Genomic DNA, 13,563 nt, shown 5'->3' with positions numbered 1-13,563 from the left:
TGCCCTGCGTTGAATGTTGGTTTCTTGATTACGCTAATTCCCAAATGGTGATAACCAGTTTCCCGCCCTTAATGATTTCCTTTCGCTCAACGTGCAACACATCTATCTGAGCATCATCAATTATCAACCCACCATGACAGAGTGCATCAATCGGTGCTTTCATCAGGTTATCTAAATCTCGCTTACGACGGTCAGGTGGATACACCCCTATCTCAACCCCTAAACGTTGCGATAATCGCTTACAAAGCTTTTGATGCAGGATTTCTGCAACTACCGACTGGCGGTATAATCTCCCTTTTGCGGTGATGAAGTGTTTGTGTTTTGCGTGATACCAGTAGTGATTTACGGAAGGAGGGAAAGGAACGGTGATTTTAAATTTTTCCAATATTATAAGTTTCCAAATGCGATTAATAACCAAAAAATAATGCAGAAAACAACGAGAGATATTATTAATAACGCATTCATTTTATTTTCTTTAATGTCAGTTCGTTACCAAATACTGCCCCTGTATCTATGTATTCTTGATTGCTTCTACGCCAAGAACCTTTAATTAATGGAGTATGCCCGAATATAAAAAGGTCAGCGCCTTTAATTTCTCTACTTTCCCTTTTGCTAATTCTATCCCTGCTCCAGACAACATCGATTTCATTAATATCCCTTCCAAATTCATATTCATCATCAGGATAGTCAGCATGAGCAATGATTATTTTTTTGTTATTAACATTTAATTCAATAATGAGAGGTAATTTTTCGGCTAATTTTAAACATGTCTTTGCTAATATTTCCTGTTCATAATCAAGCATAAAAAACCATTGGCCACCGTTATATATCCAACCGTCAAGATCGCCTGTTTTCAATGCATTAATAGCCATTTCTTCATGATTACCACGAACTGCCTTAAACCATTTCTCATTTAATAGATCAAGACACTCAACATTCTGATCACCCCTATCTATTAAATCACCAACAGATATAATCAAATCTTTTTCTTCATCAAAATCAAAATGTTGTATTTTTTCCATTAGTAACGCATAGCAGCCATGCAAGTCACCTACGGCATAAATGTGACGATATTGATCACCATCGATTCGCTGATAAACTGCATCGTTTAAAGTTGTCATTATTTATCCTGCTACTTTTTTAATTTCATATACTCCGAGCTTTCCGGTATTGTCACGAAACAACCGATGCCAATCGCCCAGCATTCCACTTTTTGCATAAAGACATGATTTCCCCCGTATCAAGCTTTGATGTCCTCCTGAGCACTCTGACACGCTCTGGCTCCTGTGTGGTCACATCAATACGCTCGACCACTTCATAGCCAAGAAATGTGTGCTTAAGCATTTCCTTCACTTGCTCAGGTGTGAAGTGAGCGCCGTTAGCACACAAATACTTGCTTATCTCCCCTGTCCACAGGTGAAAAAGTGAGTTTTGAGAGAGTGAGCGAGTTTTTCGGTAAGGCTTAATGATGAGTTGATGCGGTTGCTTTGTTGCGAGAACAGCTTTTAGTGTTTGCCAGACGGATTGTTTCGTTGATTCGTGGAAGAGTAGTTTGTCTTCCAAATGCGCCTCCTGCCTATTATCTCATTTTTATGCACCTGAAATTTTTACCTTTTGTCTAATTGTATCTGTGAAGTTACGAATTTCCATTCGGCTCAAGATAGGCACTTTGTATACAGAACCGCTCAAAGTTTGAATCTCCCTATTACTTGTGTTTATTCCTATTAAGTAAATTTAAAAGTCTAGCAAAATCATCTTCGTTTAAGTCATCAAACTTTCTAGCGAAAGACATAGCGGCCTTTCTTGCATTGGTACTTTTGCCAGACAAACTTATCTCCACCGATTGCTGGGAATCTCTTGCTGCCTTTCTCAGGTTGATTGACTCTTCTTCATTTTTAGCAAGGTATGAGACAATATTATCTAAAATTTGCGGCGTAATAGCTCTTTTGCCCGTTTCGATTGAGGAAAGATAAGAAGATGTCATACCAATAGATTCAGCCATGCATTTCAAGTTAATACCTAAATCCATACGCATTATTCTTACAATTTTACCAAACGGTGTTAACATAATTTAACCTCTAATCTAACCAGTTGAGTAAAAATTATTTATACTCACACGTCATTATGTTTACATTAAAAAAAATAATCAACTAAATTCTGTTAATTAATTTCTATTTAACTAATCTTTCATTAAAGTTAAAATGAACAGGTTCGCCACCATTTTTAACAATGGTTGCTTCGATTTGGTATTTCATTGGGGGTCCTGATACGAATAATTTAAGCGTAAGACTAAGCGGCTTTTTTGCGTGAACGGTAGCTTTCCCAAGTGAACGTGAGTGTACAACCCCCTCCGTCATTCATCCTGTCCATAACTCGCTCGCCAACAAAGGTTGCTAATTCTTCCTTGGGCAAATTACTAATTAATATCGTTGGCTTTAAGTCTTCATAACGACAGTTAATAATTTCAAATAAAATCATTTTTTCTACATCACTACCGAATTGGACACCCACCTCATCGATGATAAGCAGGTCTGGTGAAGCGTACATTTCGATCACATCTGACTCACGTTCTTCTGAATCCTTCGCCCACGTCGCCTTAAAATTTCGGGCAATTTTAATTGCTGATGTCAGCCTGACCGAAGCCATGAAGTTTTCGATAATCGATTTCCCTATTCCAATTGCCAAATGGTTTTTCCCTGTCCCTGGCTTACCACACATAACCAATCCGCCCCCCTGTTTCAATCTTTCAGGCCATTTTGCAGCATAGGACTTACAAACAGCTAAACACTGTCTGGCGTAACTATTGACAGGTTCATAGTTATCCAAAGAAGCCATATCAAACCGTTTCGGAACATTGAACAATCTTAGTAAATCAAGTTTGTCCTGATGAACTCGCTTGCGCTCAACCGCCCGCTGCTCCTGCTCTAGCGCTGTTATTTTTTCTCTCAGGCATTCAGGACATTCACCTTGTGTTTCTATCCCTCTCAAACTCAACAATTTTCGCTTGTAGGTTTGATATTCTCCGTGTTTCTCACAAGTGATAGTTATCTCCTGCACGACAGTATTTTCTATCACTTTCGGTTTTTGACGTGTTTCTTCCAACCGAGTTTTCAATGATTCGATTTTTGTTCGATAGTCCATGTTAAACCTCTGCCCATGAGGGAATTTCGGTTTGACCATAATCAAAATGCGAAAAATTAGTCACCATACCTGAAACCTTTCGAACAGGATTTCTTACAGCCTGTTTAATAGCCTGTTTGTTCTGGTAATTCAGTTTCTGACTCGTGATGATAAACCACTTCTTCGGTTTTTCGTGTTGATACTCAATATCCAGCCTCAGTAATTCACTGGGCAGATCGAGATTAGGGTAAAGTTTTTGCCAATCAGCGAAGTCTTTGTGATTGAGTCGAATGACTTCACCTTCAAACGCATAACGAGGAATTTTTTCAACCGCATTTGGGGTGTTAAGATCTTTAGGTTCAATGACTGGTTCAAAAGAGTGACTGATTCTGGGTGTAATATTTACACCAGGGGGTGGTGTAACTGTTACACTAGGGTGGTGTAATTTTTTCACTACCTCTGGTGTCATTTTTACACTAGGTGGTGTAATTTCTACACCATCTAAATTTAACTTATAAATATTGCTTAAATTCCCTTTTTCTCCGCCTCGATGAATTTTTTTCACTAACCCCATTTCACACAACGCATCAATATGTCCAATTGCAGTTTTGCGACTCATTTCGCATTGTTCAGCAATGTGTTGGTATGAAGGGAAGCACTCACCTTTGTCATTCGCATTATCAGCTAATTTTAGGAGTACTAGTTTTCTGGCAGTACTACCGACTTTCATTTTCATGGCTTGAACCATCAGTGTCATACTCATTGAGTGCTCTCCCTTAAATTCTTAAACTCTGATACAAATCGATGTGCGAAACGCTTGTTTTTAGATGCAGCAACCAATAGCCCATCGGGGCTATCTGGGTACAACCTTTCTTCATGGTTTTTATTGATAAACCGGCGTTTTTTTGGCATAATGACCTCGCTGAAATTGAAAGAAAAAAGGGAAATTCGGCGTTTCCCTTCTCCTTGAAATACTAACTAAACTCAAAGTTCGATATGATATTTGCAAGCTCCATTGTTTTTTAACTCTGGAGCTTCTTTTTTTGGCAATCTCAAATGCTCCAACATATCAATCAGCTTGCGTATTTCTTCACCTGATATATTTGTAATAACAACTTCCTGTGTCGATGAATCAGGCACATTCACCACATGCCTTGGCAAGCCGTATTCTGAGACCACCTGACAGGCTAATTTAAATATTCTGGTTTTATCCCGACTCGCTGTTGATGGGTGAATCCCTAGTGATTTGGCAAACCCGTTATTACCGCCTTCCGAAGCCATCTTCTGGTAGAAGTAAGATTCTAAATGCTCAGGTTTGCAGGTGATTTTGATAGTATTTGAATATTCCATGGTTATAATCCTTAAGTAATAAAATTCCCTACCTCGATATTTCTATGAGGTTGTGGTGGCTCTAACGCTTATTCAGAGCGAGTCAAAATGTTAAAGAACGGGGTTACTCAGAGAGTATTTTGCTTATTAGCAGGGATACCATCTGTTGAGTTTGGGTAAATATCAGGACGTAACTCGTGGGGAGTTATTCCTGTTAATTCGTAAATGGCTAATACACGATTGACAGGTACACGACCTTTATACTTATTTTTCCATTTGCTTATTGACATTTGCGATAAGCCAAGATTTTGAGCTAAAGATTTACTACTGCCCATTTCTAAAATAGCTTTTTGTAATCCGTTCATGGTACCTCCTAATCAACTAAATAAGTTACCTTTGGTTTATTAATTTGTCAACCTAAAGGTCATTTTGGTTTATAACCTTTAGGTTTATACTTATAGTATGAAAAAAGAAAATAACTTAAATGCCAACGAAATCGTTGCAACAAGACTAGAACAACTTTTGACAAGAAAAGGTATTAAGCAAGCTGATTTAGCTCGCATATGCCAAGTATCGCCACAAGCCGTTTATAAATGGTTTAGAGGCAACAAAAAAGGCAAGATAAGCAAAGAAAGTGCATTAAAGATTTCAAAGTCACTTAATGTCTCTATAGAATGGTTATTTGGTGATGATACGTACCCTTTACCTTCGGAAGATGAAAAAAAAGGTTTAAAATTATTAACAGAGCATGAATCAGAACTAATTGATATTTTTCGGTCATTACCCGAATCAGAAGCAAGCAAGTTTTTTAAAGAAATTCAAGGAGTAAAGATTCACTATGATAAAATATTAAATGAGTTAATGGCCAAAAGAGGTATAAAAAAAATCTAAACATAATCCTCAATCTCTCCTAAAAACCACTCCTCATAAATAAACCTAGGGTTGACAAAATTAAAACTCTTTGATTTAATTAATCTCATCAACTCACTGTAACAGGCAAACGCCAAGACAATACCACGAGTTATCTTAAGCCTAGCCAGACGTTGCTAAGTAGCCAGCCCGAGGCGTACGAACATGAAGGCAAGTGTAGTCATCAGTAATTAAGTCATCTCGCTCTTTAACATACTGGAATCAAGCTCTGAATAAGCGTTAGAGCAACACCACCAAGTGAGTTTTGGGGTGTGTGAATATAACAAAACAGTCAAATCTCGTTTCTACACCAGGGAATAAACAGACTGTGCATACAAACCGAAAACATTCGGCACACACCACTAAAACTTATTTAGGAGGAACAAAATGGCAACCATTATCTTTAAACCTAAAAAAGACAATGCTAAATCTCGTCGCCTGGCAAAACAAATGGCATTCTGGGATAGAAAACGCGCTGAATACGAAGCGAAACCTAAGCCACGTTCTACAGAGCAAATCCTTGATTCCATATTCAACAAGCAAGATGACACCGTTAATACGATTGCATCACTCACTCTCAATCTAAAAAACAAAAAGCCTCAGCCTTCATTTGATAACTGTTGCTTACCCAATACTTATCTCTATTCTGTAAGAAAATACTCAAACACAAGCAAATCAAATATCATACAGACGAAATAATTTGATAGTCTTTGCAGCAATACTATCCTAAACTTAGTCCATAAGTTTCAGATAATAGTTATCCCTCCCGATGGACTGGGAATTTAAAATCTCCCAATTTCAGGGAGGCCAAAATGTTAAAGAACGGTGTTACTTAGATGGCATTTTGCTTATCAGCAGGGATACCGTCTGTTGGGTTTGGGTAAAGATCTGGACGAAGTTCATGGGGAAGAACCCTGTAGCATAATGTATGGGAAGTACCCGTTTTGCAGGAACTATTCCTTGGTACTTAATTCTCCAACTGCTAACAGCCATTCCTGAAACTCCGATCATTGCTCCAAGCTTTCTAACAGATCCTGCTTTTTTTATGGCAACTTCAAGTGCTGTCATATCAAACTCCTTATTAGGCAACTATAGTAAAGCATAGGCTTACATATTAAGTCAATCTTTAATTTATTGATAATATAAAGTTAAAGTTTACAATGCTGTTTATGAATACAAGAAAAATATCAGAATCTCCTCTAGTTAGGAGACTGACAGAATTAAATGATAGAGGCATGTCTAAATCTGAAATGGCTAAAATAGCCGGAGTAAGTAGGCAAGCCGTAAACGCGTGGTTCGTAAAGGGTAATATAAGTAGAAATTCTGCTATATCAATAGCTGAAGCTGCTGGCGTTTCCCTAGAATGGTTATATGGAGAAGAAGTTGATGAACGACAGGGATTACGCCAAAACGAAAAGGAACTATTAGATATTTTCAATCAATTACCTCTAAATGAGCAAGAAACTATGCTTTCTGCTTTTAAATTGAGGCTTAAAGAATTAGATAAATTTGTCGAAGAATATATTAAGCGTAGAAGTAAAGACGAAAGCAATAGATTAACCGATTCAAAATAAAAAAATCCTATCCTTCAAAGAAGCCGCCATATTTTGCGGTTTTTTTGTTTCTAAAACAGATTAAATAAATTTTAGATTGACAATAATAGTAAATCTATGATTTACTTTATCCATCAACTCACTGCAACAGGCAAACGCCAGACAATACCACGAGTTATCTTAAGCCTAGCCAGACGTTGCTAAGTAGCCAGCCCGAGGCGTACGAACATGAAGGCAAGTGTAGTCATCAGTAATTAAGTCATCTCGCTCTTTAACATACTGGAATCAAGCTCTGAATAAGCGTTAGAGCAACACCACCAAGTGAGTTTTGGGGTGTGTGAATATAACAAAACAGTCAAATCTCGTTTCTACACCAGGGAATAAACAGACTGTGCATACAAACCGAAAACATTCGGCACACACCACTAAAACTTATTTAGGAGGAACAAAATGGCAACCATTATCTTTAAACCTAAAAAAGACAATGCTAAATCTCGTCGCCTGGCAAAACAAATGGCATTCTGGGATAGAAAACGCGCTGAATACGAAGCGAAACCTAAGCCACGTTCTACAGAGCAAATCCTTGATTCCATATTCAACAAGCAAGATGACACCGTTAATACGATTGCATCACTCACTCTCAATCTAAAAAACAAAAAGCCTCAGCCTTCATTTGATAACTGTTGCTTACCCAATACTTATCTCTATTCTGTAAGAAAATACTCAAACACAAGCAAATCAAATATCATACAGACGAAATAATTTGATAGTCTTTGCAGCAATACTATCCTAAACTTAGTCCATAAGTTTCAGATAATAGTTATCCCTCCCGATGGGCTGGGAATTTAAAAATCTCCCAATTTCAGGGAGGCCAGGTTGTTAAAGAGCGGTGGTACTAAAAATCGTAATTATTTATTATTCACTTTCAGGATGAGGGAATAACTTTGGTAAATCAGGTCTAAAACGATAAGCTGGAACTGTACCTCCTGTGACTTCAACTAAATCAGGTACAGATTTGGGAGATACTGGTTTTTTACCATTTAACCAATCACAAATAGTCGATTGAGCCAATCCGCATTTTTTTGCTAATGCTTTCTGACTTCCGGCTATTTTAATAGCAGTTTCTATTCCATAATTTTTCATTAATCGAATCTCCTATAGATAAAACCGATTATAAGAATCAATTAATAAACTGTCAATCGTATTTGCTATTTTGCGTATATATCGTTAATGCGATATTATTTGATCAAATATCTTCGTGGGGTTATTTAGGTGAGCTTTTCAGAGAGACTCAAGCAAGCAATGCAAGAAAAAGGATTCAGTCAAGGCGCTTTAGCTAAAGCTGTTGGAATGGCTCAATCAAGCGTATGGCGACTGACGAGTGGCGGCGCATTAGGAACAAAAAAACTAATAAAAATAGCAAAAGTTTTAGATGTTAATCCAGAATGGCTTTCAGATGGTATTGGAACGATGAAAGCTCACGGTATTAAATCTAATAATCAATTAATTATTGATTCTGTATCGCATTACACGGACAAGAGTAAAACTGATGAAAAAGATAATAATGTTGTCAAACTAAAATTATATAACCGCATTGAGTGGGTGCTTTCCCCTAGCGTTAGGGGTGAAAAGGACACTTATTCTATGTTTTTAATACCTAAAAATATAGTTGAAGAAACCAGAAGCTCAATTAAAGATTCAATATCAATAATTGCACCTGATGACAGCATGTCACCGATTATTCAAGAAAACTCTACCGTTGTACTGGATACGAGCATAAAAGATATTAAAAATGGTAAGATTTATTTAGTATCTTATGGTGGTGTATTTATGATACGCGCACTTTACAGCTTGCCTGAAAATAAAATCAAATTAAAAAATTATAAATCTGATGATTACCCAGAATTGATCGTTTCTGCATCAGAGCTACTAATAATAGGGAAAATCTACTATGTAGCAGGTAAAATCGATTAAACATATAATTAACCCACTATCCAAGTGGGCATTTAGTAGCCTTCAATTAATTTATATATTCCAAATCTACTTTTCATTTCAAAATTAACGACAATCGTTTTTCAGATAAAAAAACACTATATTATCATTTAGTTATTCAAAATTATTAACTTTAATCGTTTTTACGATTGACAATTAAAATAGAAAAACCTATTATTACCCCATCAACTCACTGCAACAGGCAAACGCCAGACAATACCACGAGTTATCTTAAGCCTAGCCAGACGTTGCTAAGTAGCCAGCCTGAGGCGTACGAACATGAAGGCAAGTGACGACAGTTAAGCAGTACCGCTCTTTAACACCCTTTCGCTGAAAAAGCGAACCCTACAACACCCAAACAGTCGGTTTTGGGGTGTGTGAAATAACCAAAATACAGTCATTAAGTTAAAAACCAACACCAGGGAACTACCAATATGACTGTAAATATAATCCGGATACCTCCGGCACACACCACCAAAACCCATTGTAGGAGGTAATATGTGTAACTTTCATGGTTATGATAATGCTCGTAGTCGTCGACATGAGCGTAGAAGAGCCAGGCAAGCAGCTTATGAATATAACAAAGCACTTAATATGGCATTGAAAGCAGCCTTAAATCCAGGTAAACCCTCTCAGCAACAAACTACACCAAACACTAAACGCCCTGTTCTTTCTCTAAAAAGAAAAGTGATGAGTCGTGTTGAAATAGCAATATCAATTCGTCCTACTAAAGTTTATGACGCATTTGATAACTGCTGTCTTCCTATTGCAGCTTTGTACACTTCTAGACGGTTTAACAATAAACCTAAATCAAACTTTGGAGTAACCGCTAATTGTTAAGATTATACGTCATATACTTAATTAGTTTCGAGGTCTCATATGAGAAAAAATTATATAGTTAAAGATGAAATATTCATAAATGCTCTACTATTCATGCTTAAAAATAACAAAATTGAATGTAATCTATCCTATCTATCATCGATACTTGGCGTTAATTATATTGCGCTTAAAGATAAAATAATGTTAGAAAAAGACTTCCCTAAACCTGTTTGTAACGATGGTGTTCAGATACTATCTAAAAAATGGCTTCTTTATGATGTATTAAATTGGGCCTTAAAAAACAAGGAACTGAAATGACAGTTAGCTCAAGTAATATAAAATCAAATATAACTAAATTAAAAAATAAAGTATTGTCAATCAACAAAGATGAAATTTTTTGTTCACAAGCTTTAGATGAATTATATGGATTGGTTGAAAGATTAAACAATTTAGATCTGAATTCTCACAAATCAAAAGAAATTCTACTTTCACAAAGTTTTGCAAACAGATTTATCACTAAATTGAATAAAAATTTAAATTTAGAAACTATTACTAATAATAGTTTGCTTAAAGATATTCTAATGGCAAATTATATTGTAAAAATCACTTACCATAACTTAGTTGAATTTGGTTATAGATCAGAGTCAGAACTTGCGATTTTGGCTGAAAATATTACTGATTTAAAAATAAAAAACGAAGAATATGATGAGCTATTAAACAAAGCCAGTAAATTAAAATCATTCGAGAATGAAATTAGTGATATTGAAGAAATTCTTGAGAATATAAAATCCCTGAATCAAGAAATTGAAGAAAATAGAAACAGCATTTCCGAAAAATTAAACCAGTGCTCAGAAGAAACAGAATCAATAACAGAACTAAAAGAAAGCTCTGAAGAAACATTACAGTTAATTCAGAGCAATCAGCAATTGATTAATGAACAACTTAAAGAAATAGAGGAACAGAAAAATCTTTTTGATAAAAATAAATCAACTTTAGCTGAAATAATTAACAGGAATGAAAGACAATTCGAAATTCAACATTCTGAAATACAGAAAATAATTAATGATGCAAACCGTGCAAGCATGGCAGGTTCATTCAAAAGGAGAAAAGATGAAATCACGAAAGGTATTTGGTTATTAGACAGCATTACTTACACTGTATTAATTGTTATATTTTATTGTTTATGGAATATTTTTAATTCAAGTTACCATAATGACATGTTTTCAATCCATTTTATAACACGAATTTCTGTTATGTCTCCATTAATATGGCTTGCATGGATTACAAGTAGAAAAAGCACATACCAAACCATAATTCGTGAAGACTACGCTTATAAGTATTCTTCAGCAATGGCGTTTGAAGGATACAAAAAACAAACTCAGGAAATATCGCCAGATTTGCAAAAAAAATTATTGGAAATTGCTATTGTTAACTTGGGCGATAATCCAATAAGATTATATAATAATAAAGTAAAACATACACCAATAGACTACGAAAAGATTATTGAAGAATTAAAACTATTTTCAAAAGATAAGTTAGATGATTCCTTGAAATAACATTTATTGATAAATAAGAATCTCTCCTACTATCACTATAAAAAATAAGGATAACCCTCCCCGAGGGTTTTTTTATTACCTACATTCTAACCCTAAATCAAACTTTGGAGTAACCGCTAATTGTTAACAGGCTACAACGCCTGACGCGCCAGAAATATCAGGCAATAAAATCATTTTTCTTTTAAATAAAGCATCGTCACATAAATCCTTCTCACGTCGGGAAGATTGAATTATAACCGATTCCTTCACGTTGGGGAATGTGAAGAACCACTGCCGCCTGAAGTGGCAAAATAATCAGGCAATCAAATCAATTTCAGGGTGTGTGAATGCGGCTATGCGCTCGCGGGACAGTCACCGCTATATAATCTAACTTTTAGCTAGATATAGTAGTTTGATTGTATTTACCCGTCCGTCATGACTGTAATCGGACACTGGGAGGCACCCAGCACACATCACTAAAACTTATTTGTATTTAGGAGGAATATACATCATGAAACTAGACAATCCACTCATTGTAACGGCAAAACACCCAAATATGGGAAATTTGGTTGGGGTGACTAATGGCAGTCGTAATTTGAGCGATGCGAAATACTTAAGCAGCATTGATATTCGTGATGACGACGACATGGAAACAAAAACTTTCAAAGAAATTATACAGTGCTTAACAAAAGAAAATAAGCGTCTTAAAAAAGATAATTTAAGACTGATGAAGATATACTGGGAAATTGGCGGGCTGTGCAGGATTTGAACCTGCAACACAGGGATTAGAAAAATTTTAGTATTGCCGTTGCCGCACTAATAGTCACAACGATTACACCACCAAGTTTTAAAAGTAGTCCATTAGCAATATGTTCAACATCCTTACGGACTAGAGCTATCTCAGAAGATAAATCTTTACGGACTATTTCCATGTCTTTGCGGACGTTAGAAATCTCAGCAGATAAGTCTTTGCGAACATCAGCTATTTGAGACTCAATTTTCTCGAAGCGAGTATCAACTTTGTCAAATCTGCCGTCTATTTCTTTACGAACATCGCCTAAATCTCTCTTGGTTGCCACGTCAACCGCTTCATGTGATTCACGGACAGCCAGAGATATAGCTTTAGCCTGATCTTTAGGTAAACCAGCACCTTCAAGCGTTTCAACAAATTTTAATGTATCAAATGCAACCTGACCCATAGGAAATCCTCCTTTTTGGTAAGTATAACTCAACATTAACCATTGACGGAAGAAGAAATCATGCGCTATAGTTTCTATAAGGTGCTGAACACACCCTAGAAGCGGATACCGCGCCCGAAAGTAATGCGGTTTTTTTACGTCCATAGATTGTTATGGTCGGGTAGCGAACAGTATATACAACACCCTTTGGGAAAAACTGTTGGCCGTCTTCTAGCGGTGTTCAAGTGCCCGACCGCCCATATGAACAATGGGCTTTGTGAACAATCTAGAAGGACATTAAAAATGAATAACCAACTTTCTATCATTAATCCAAAAGTTATTATCCACAATGGTAAAACCGTAACTACTTCTAAAGATGTTGCTGATCACTTCGGTAAACGTCACGATAATGTAATTCGAGCTATTATATCACTTGATTGTTCTCCAGAATTCCATTCCCTCAATTTTGAGGAGATGGTTTTTCAGGCTGAGATCGGAAGTGGAGCAATTCGTGAATCAAAAATTTATCATATGACCAAAGATGGCTTCGTATTTCTTGTAATGGGATTTTCTGGAAAAAAAGCAGCGCAATTTAAAGAAGCCTACATTGCTGAATTTAACCGCATGGAATCAGAGCTACATTCTGCACCAAAATACCAACCCCACCCTGAAGCTCACGAAAAGTTCAGCAACAAAGATACCCAAAATCTCGCCCGTATCATTGCACTCATGACACAAAACTTTCGTTTCAGGGATGCATGGAATAATGCTATCTGGTATGCATTAAGGGAAGTGACAGGTATTCCTTCACCTTATCCGATGGAAGTTCGGCTAGTCCCTTCTATCGCTACAGAATGTGAACGTATCTGGCATGCGACAGACCATCTACAAGATGTGATAGCCGATGCAGAAAAAACAGCGATTAAACGAATTATCCGCAAACGTGAAAATGCCGATAAAGTTATTGCTGAGATAGAAACTTTGTTATCTCAGGCTACACAGGATAATCAGCTAATGCTAAATGGTGCGCTATCAAACTGGCATAAAGCGGAACTCACCCATTTCCTCCAACGTAACTAAATAATCCTAACGCCCCTTTTTACAGGGGCAATCATTAATCAATTAACT

Annotated in this window: 20 protein-coding genes; 9 read left to right on the top strand and 11 right to left on the bottom strand. The window is 36.5% G+C overall.

The window, feature by feature from the left end:
* Positions 1 to 28 precede the first annotated feature (28 nt).
* From AC01GB_RS01390 to AC01GB_RS01355, 8 genes are all read right to left on the bottom strand, one after another.
* Positions 29 to 385 (bottom strand): RusA family crossover junction endodeoxyribonuclease, encoded by a 357-nt coding sequence (locus tag AC01GB_RS01390; RefSeq protein WP_474449935.1) that lies wholly within the window; start codon positions 383 to 385, stop codon positions 29 to 31.
* 76 nt (positions 386 to 461) lie between these two features.
* On the bottom strand, positions 462 to 1,121 hold the full coding sequence (locus AC01GB_RS01385; RefSeq protein ID WP_474449712.1) for a metallophosphoesterase: 660 nt from the start codon (positions 1,119 to 1,121) through the stop codon (positions 462 to 464).
* Positions 1,122 to 1,173: 52 nt separating this feature from the next.
* Positions 1,174 to 1,563: a recombination protein NinB gene (locus AC01GB_RS01380; protein ID WP_474449933.1), complete on the bottom strand. Its 390-nt coding sequence runs from the start codon at positions 1,561 to 1,563 to the stop codon at positions 1,174 to 1,176.
* 142 nt (positions 1,564 to 1,705) lie between these two features.
* Positions 1,706 to 2,068, bottom strand: a complete 363-nt coding sequence (locus AC01GB_RS01375) for a helix-turn-helix domain-containing protein (RefSeq protein ID WP_474449801.1) — start codon at positions 2,066 to 2,068, stop codon at positions 1,706 to 1,708.
* A 221-nt stretch (positions 2,069 to 2,289) separates the two neighbouring features.
* Positions 2,290 to 3,141, bottom strand: a complete 852-nt coding sequence (locus AC01GB_RS01370) for an ATP-binding protein (RefSeq protein ID WP_474449799.1) — start codon at positions 3,139 to 3,141, stop codon at positions 2,290 to 2,292.
* A gap of 1 nt (position 3,142) precedes the next feature.
* Entirely contained in the window at positions 3,143 to 3,883 is a 741-nt protein-coding gene (locus tag AC01GB_RS01365) for a helix-turn-helix domain-containing protein (protein ID WP_474449932.1), read from the bottom strand.
* A 221-nt stretch (positions 3,884 to 4,104) separates the two neighbouring features.
* The gene (locus AC01GB_RS01360; RefSeq protein WP_474449931.1) at positions 4,105 to 4,470 is read right to left on the bottom strand and encodes a hypothetical protein; all 366 of its coding nucleotides are present in this window, start codon (positions 4,468 to 4,470) and stop codon (positions 4,105 to 4,107) included.
* 107 nt (positions 4,471 to 4,577) lie between these two features.
* Positions 4,578 to 4,814, bottom strand: coding sequence for a transcriptional regulator (locus tag AC01GB_RS01355; protein WP_474449930.1), 237 nt, complete (start codon positions 4,812 to 4,814; stop codon positions 4,578 to 4,580).
* Between the two features lie 97 nt (positions 4,815 to 4,911).
* On the opposite strand from AC01GB_RS01355, the gene AC01GB_RS01350 reads away from it, so the two are divergent.
* Positions 4,912 to 5,340 (top strand): helix-turn-helix transcriptional regulator, encoded by a 429-nt coding sequence (locus AC01GB_RS01350; protein ID WP_474449929.1) that lies wholly within the window; start codon positions 4,912 to 4,914, stop codon positions 5,338 to 5,340.
* A 405-nt stretch (positions 5,341 to 5,745) separates the two neighbouring features.
* Positions 5,746 to 6,057 (top strand): hypothetical protein, encoded by a 312-nt coding sequence (locus AC01GB_RS01345; protein ID WP_474449926.1) that lies wholly within the window; start codon positions 5,746 to 5,748, stop codon positions 6,055 to 6,057.
* A 129-nt stretch (positions 6,058 to 6,186) separates the two neighbouring features.
* On the opposite strand, the gene AC01GB_RS01340 is transcribed toward AC01GB_RS01345, so the two are convergent.
* A complete protein-coding gene (locus tag AC01GB_RS01340; protein WP_474449928.1) occupies positions 6,187 to 6,426 on the bottom strand; it encodes a YdaS family helix-turn-helix protein in 240 nt (79 codons plus the stop codon).
* A gap of 167 nt (positions 6,427 to 6,593) precedes the next feature.
* Here AC01GB_RS01340 and AC01GB_RS01335 point away from each other — a divergent pair, with 167 nt between their 5' ends.
* Together AC01GB_RS01335 and AC01GB_RS01330 are read left to right on the top strand one after the other, a co-directional pair.
* Positions 6,594 to 6,932 (top strand): helix-turn-helix domain-containing protein, encoded by a 339-nt coding sequence (locus AC01GB_RS01335; protein WP_474449927.1) that lies wholly within the window; start codon positions 6,594 to 6,596, stop codon positions 6,930 to 6,932.
* Positions 6,933 to 7,361: 429 nt separating this feature from the next.
* Positions 7,362 to 7,673 carry a hypothetical protein gene (locus AC01GB_RS01330; RefSeq protein ID WP_474449926.1) on the top strand — a complete coding sequence of 104 codons (312 nt, stop codon included), beginning with the start codon at positions 7,362 to 7,364 and terminating at the stop codon, positions 7,671 to 7,673.
* Positions 7,674 to 7,826: 153 nt separating this feature from the next.
* Here the strand turns inward: AC01GB_RS01330 and AC01GB_RS01325 are convergent, their stop codons facing one another.
* Entirely contained in the window at positions 7,827 to 8,054 is a 228-nt protein-coding gene (locus AC01GB_RS01325; protein WP_290604188.1) for a transcriptional regulator, read from the bottom strand.
* A gap of 129 nt (positions 8,055 to 8,183) precedes the next feature.
* Between AC01GB_RS01325 and AC01GB_RS01320 the strand changes: the two genes are divergently transcribed.
* From AC01GB_RS01320 to AC01GB_RS01305, 4 genes are all read left to right on the top strand, one after another.
* Positions 8,184 to 8,885: an XRE family transcriptional regulator gene (locus AC01GB_RS01320; RefSeq protein ID WP_474449925.1), complete on the top strand. Its 702-nt coding sequence runs from the start codon at positions 8,184 to 8,186 to the stop codon at positions 8,883 to 8,885.
* 516 nt (positions 8,886 to 9,401) lie between these two features.
* Positions 9,402 to 9,743, top strand: a complete 342-nt coding sequence (locus AC01GB_RS01315) for a transcriptional antitermination N peptide (RefSeq protein WP_474449924.1) — start codon at positions 9,402 to 9,404, stop codon at positions 9,741 to 9,743.
* Positions 9,744 to 10,009: 266 nt separating this feature from the next.
* Positions 10,010 to 11,278, top strand: a complete 1,269-nt coding sequence (locus AC01GB_RS01310) for a hypothetical protein (RefSeq protein WP_474449923.1) — start codon at positions 10,010 to 10,012, stop codon at positions 11,276 to 11,278.
* Between the two features lie 490 nt (positions 11,279 to 11,768).
* Positions 11,769 to 12,026, top strand: a complete 258-nt coding sequence (locus tag AC01GB_RS01305; protein WP_474449922.1) for a hypothetical protein — start codon at positions 11,769 to 11,771, stop codon at positions 12,024 to 12,026.
* 16 nt (positions 12,027 to 12,042) lie between these two features.
* On the opposite strand, the gene AC01GB_RS01300 is transcribed toward AC01GB_RS01305, so the two are convergent.
* On the bottom strand, positions 12,043 to 12,456 hold the full coding sequence (locus tag AC01GB_RS01300; RefSeq protein ID WP_474449921.1) for a CCDC90 family protein: 414 nt from the start codon (positions 12,454 to 12,456) through the stop codon (positions 12,043 to 12,045).
* A gap of 282 nt (positions 12,457 to 12,738) precedes the next feature.
* Here AC01GB_RS01300 and AC01GB_RS01295 point away from each other — a divergent pair, with 282 nt between their 5' ends.
* Positions 12,739 to 13,515: a Rha family transcriptional regulator gene (locus AC01GB_RS01295; protein ID WP_474449919.1), complete on the top strand. Its 777-nt coding sequence runs from the start codon at positions 12,739 to 12,741 to the stop codon at positions 13,513 to 13,515.
* Positions 13,516 to 13,563: the final 48 nt, after the last annotated feature.

The organism is Candidatus Arsenophonus phytopathogenicus (assembly GCF_056113345.1).
This window is presented reverse-complemented; position numbering and strand designations above follow the sequence as displayed.

Coding starts and splice junctions, on each gene's coding strand:
- AC01GB_RS01330 (WP_474449926.1), top strand. CDS start 7,362: ATGGCAACCATTATCTTTAAACCTAAAAAAGACAATGCTAAATCTCGT.
- AC01GB_RS01385 (WP_474449712.1), bottom strand. CDS start 1,121: ATGACAACTTTAAACGATGCAGTTTATCAGCGAATCGATGGTGATCAA.
- AC01GB_RS01345 (WP_474449926.1), top strand. CDS start 5,746: ATGGCAACCATTATCTTTAAACCTAAAAAAGACAATGCTAAATCTCGT.
- AC01GB_RS01360 (WP_474449931.1), bottom strand. CDS start 4,470: ATGGAATATTCAAATACTATCAAAATCACCTGCAAACCTGAGCATTTA.
- AC01GB_RS01365 (WP_474449932.1), bottom strand. CDS start 3,883: ATGAGTATGACACTGATGGTTCAAGCCATGAAAATGAAAGTCGGTAGT.
- AC01GB_RS01370 (WP_474449799.1), bottom strand. CDS start 3,141: ATGGACTATCGAACAAAAATCGAATCATTGAAAACTCGGTTGGAAGAA.
- AC01GB_RS01340 (WP_474449928.1), bottom strand. CDS start 6,426: ATGACAGCACTTGAAGTTGCCATAAAAAAAGCAGGATCTGTTAGAAAG.
- AC01GB_RS01295 (WP_474449919.1), top strand. CDS start 12,739: ATGAATAACCAACTTTCTATCATTAATCCAAAAGTTATTATCCACAAT.
- AC01GB_RS01325 (WP_290604188.1), bottom strand. CDS start 8,054: ATGAAAAATTATGGAATAGAAACTGCTATTAAAATAGCCGGAAGTCAG.
- AC01GB_RS01315 (WP_474449924.1), top strand. CDS start 9,402: ATGTGTAACTTTCATGGTTATGATAATGCTCGTAGTCGTCGACATGAG.
- AC01GB_RS01300 (WP_474449921.1), bottom strand. CDS start 12,456: ATGGGTCAGGTTGCATTTGATACATTAAAATTTGTTGAAACGCTTGAA.
- AC01GB_RS01355 (WP_474449930.1), bottom strand. CDS start 4,814: ATGAACGGATTACAAAAAGCTATTTTAGAAATGGGCAGTAGTAAATCT.
- AC01GB_RS01375 (WP_474449801.1), bottom strand. CDS start 2,068: ATGTTAACACCGTTTGGTAAAATTGTAAGAATAATGCGTATGGATTTA.
- AC01GB_RS01350 (WP_474449929.1), top strand. CDS start 4,912: ATGAAAAAAGAAAATAACTTAAATGCCAACGAAATCGTTGCAACAAGA.
- AC01GB_RS01335 (WP_474449927.1), top strand. CDS start 6,594: ATGTCTAAATCTGAAATGGCTAAAATAGCCGGAGTAAGTAGGCAAGCC.
- AC01GB_RS01305 (WP_474449922.1), top strand. CDS start 11,769: ATGAAACTAGACAATCCACTCATTGTAACGGCAAAACACCCAAATATG.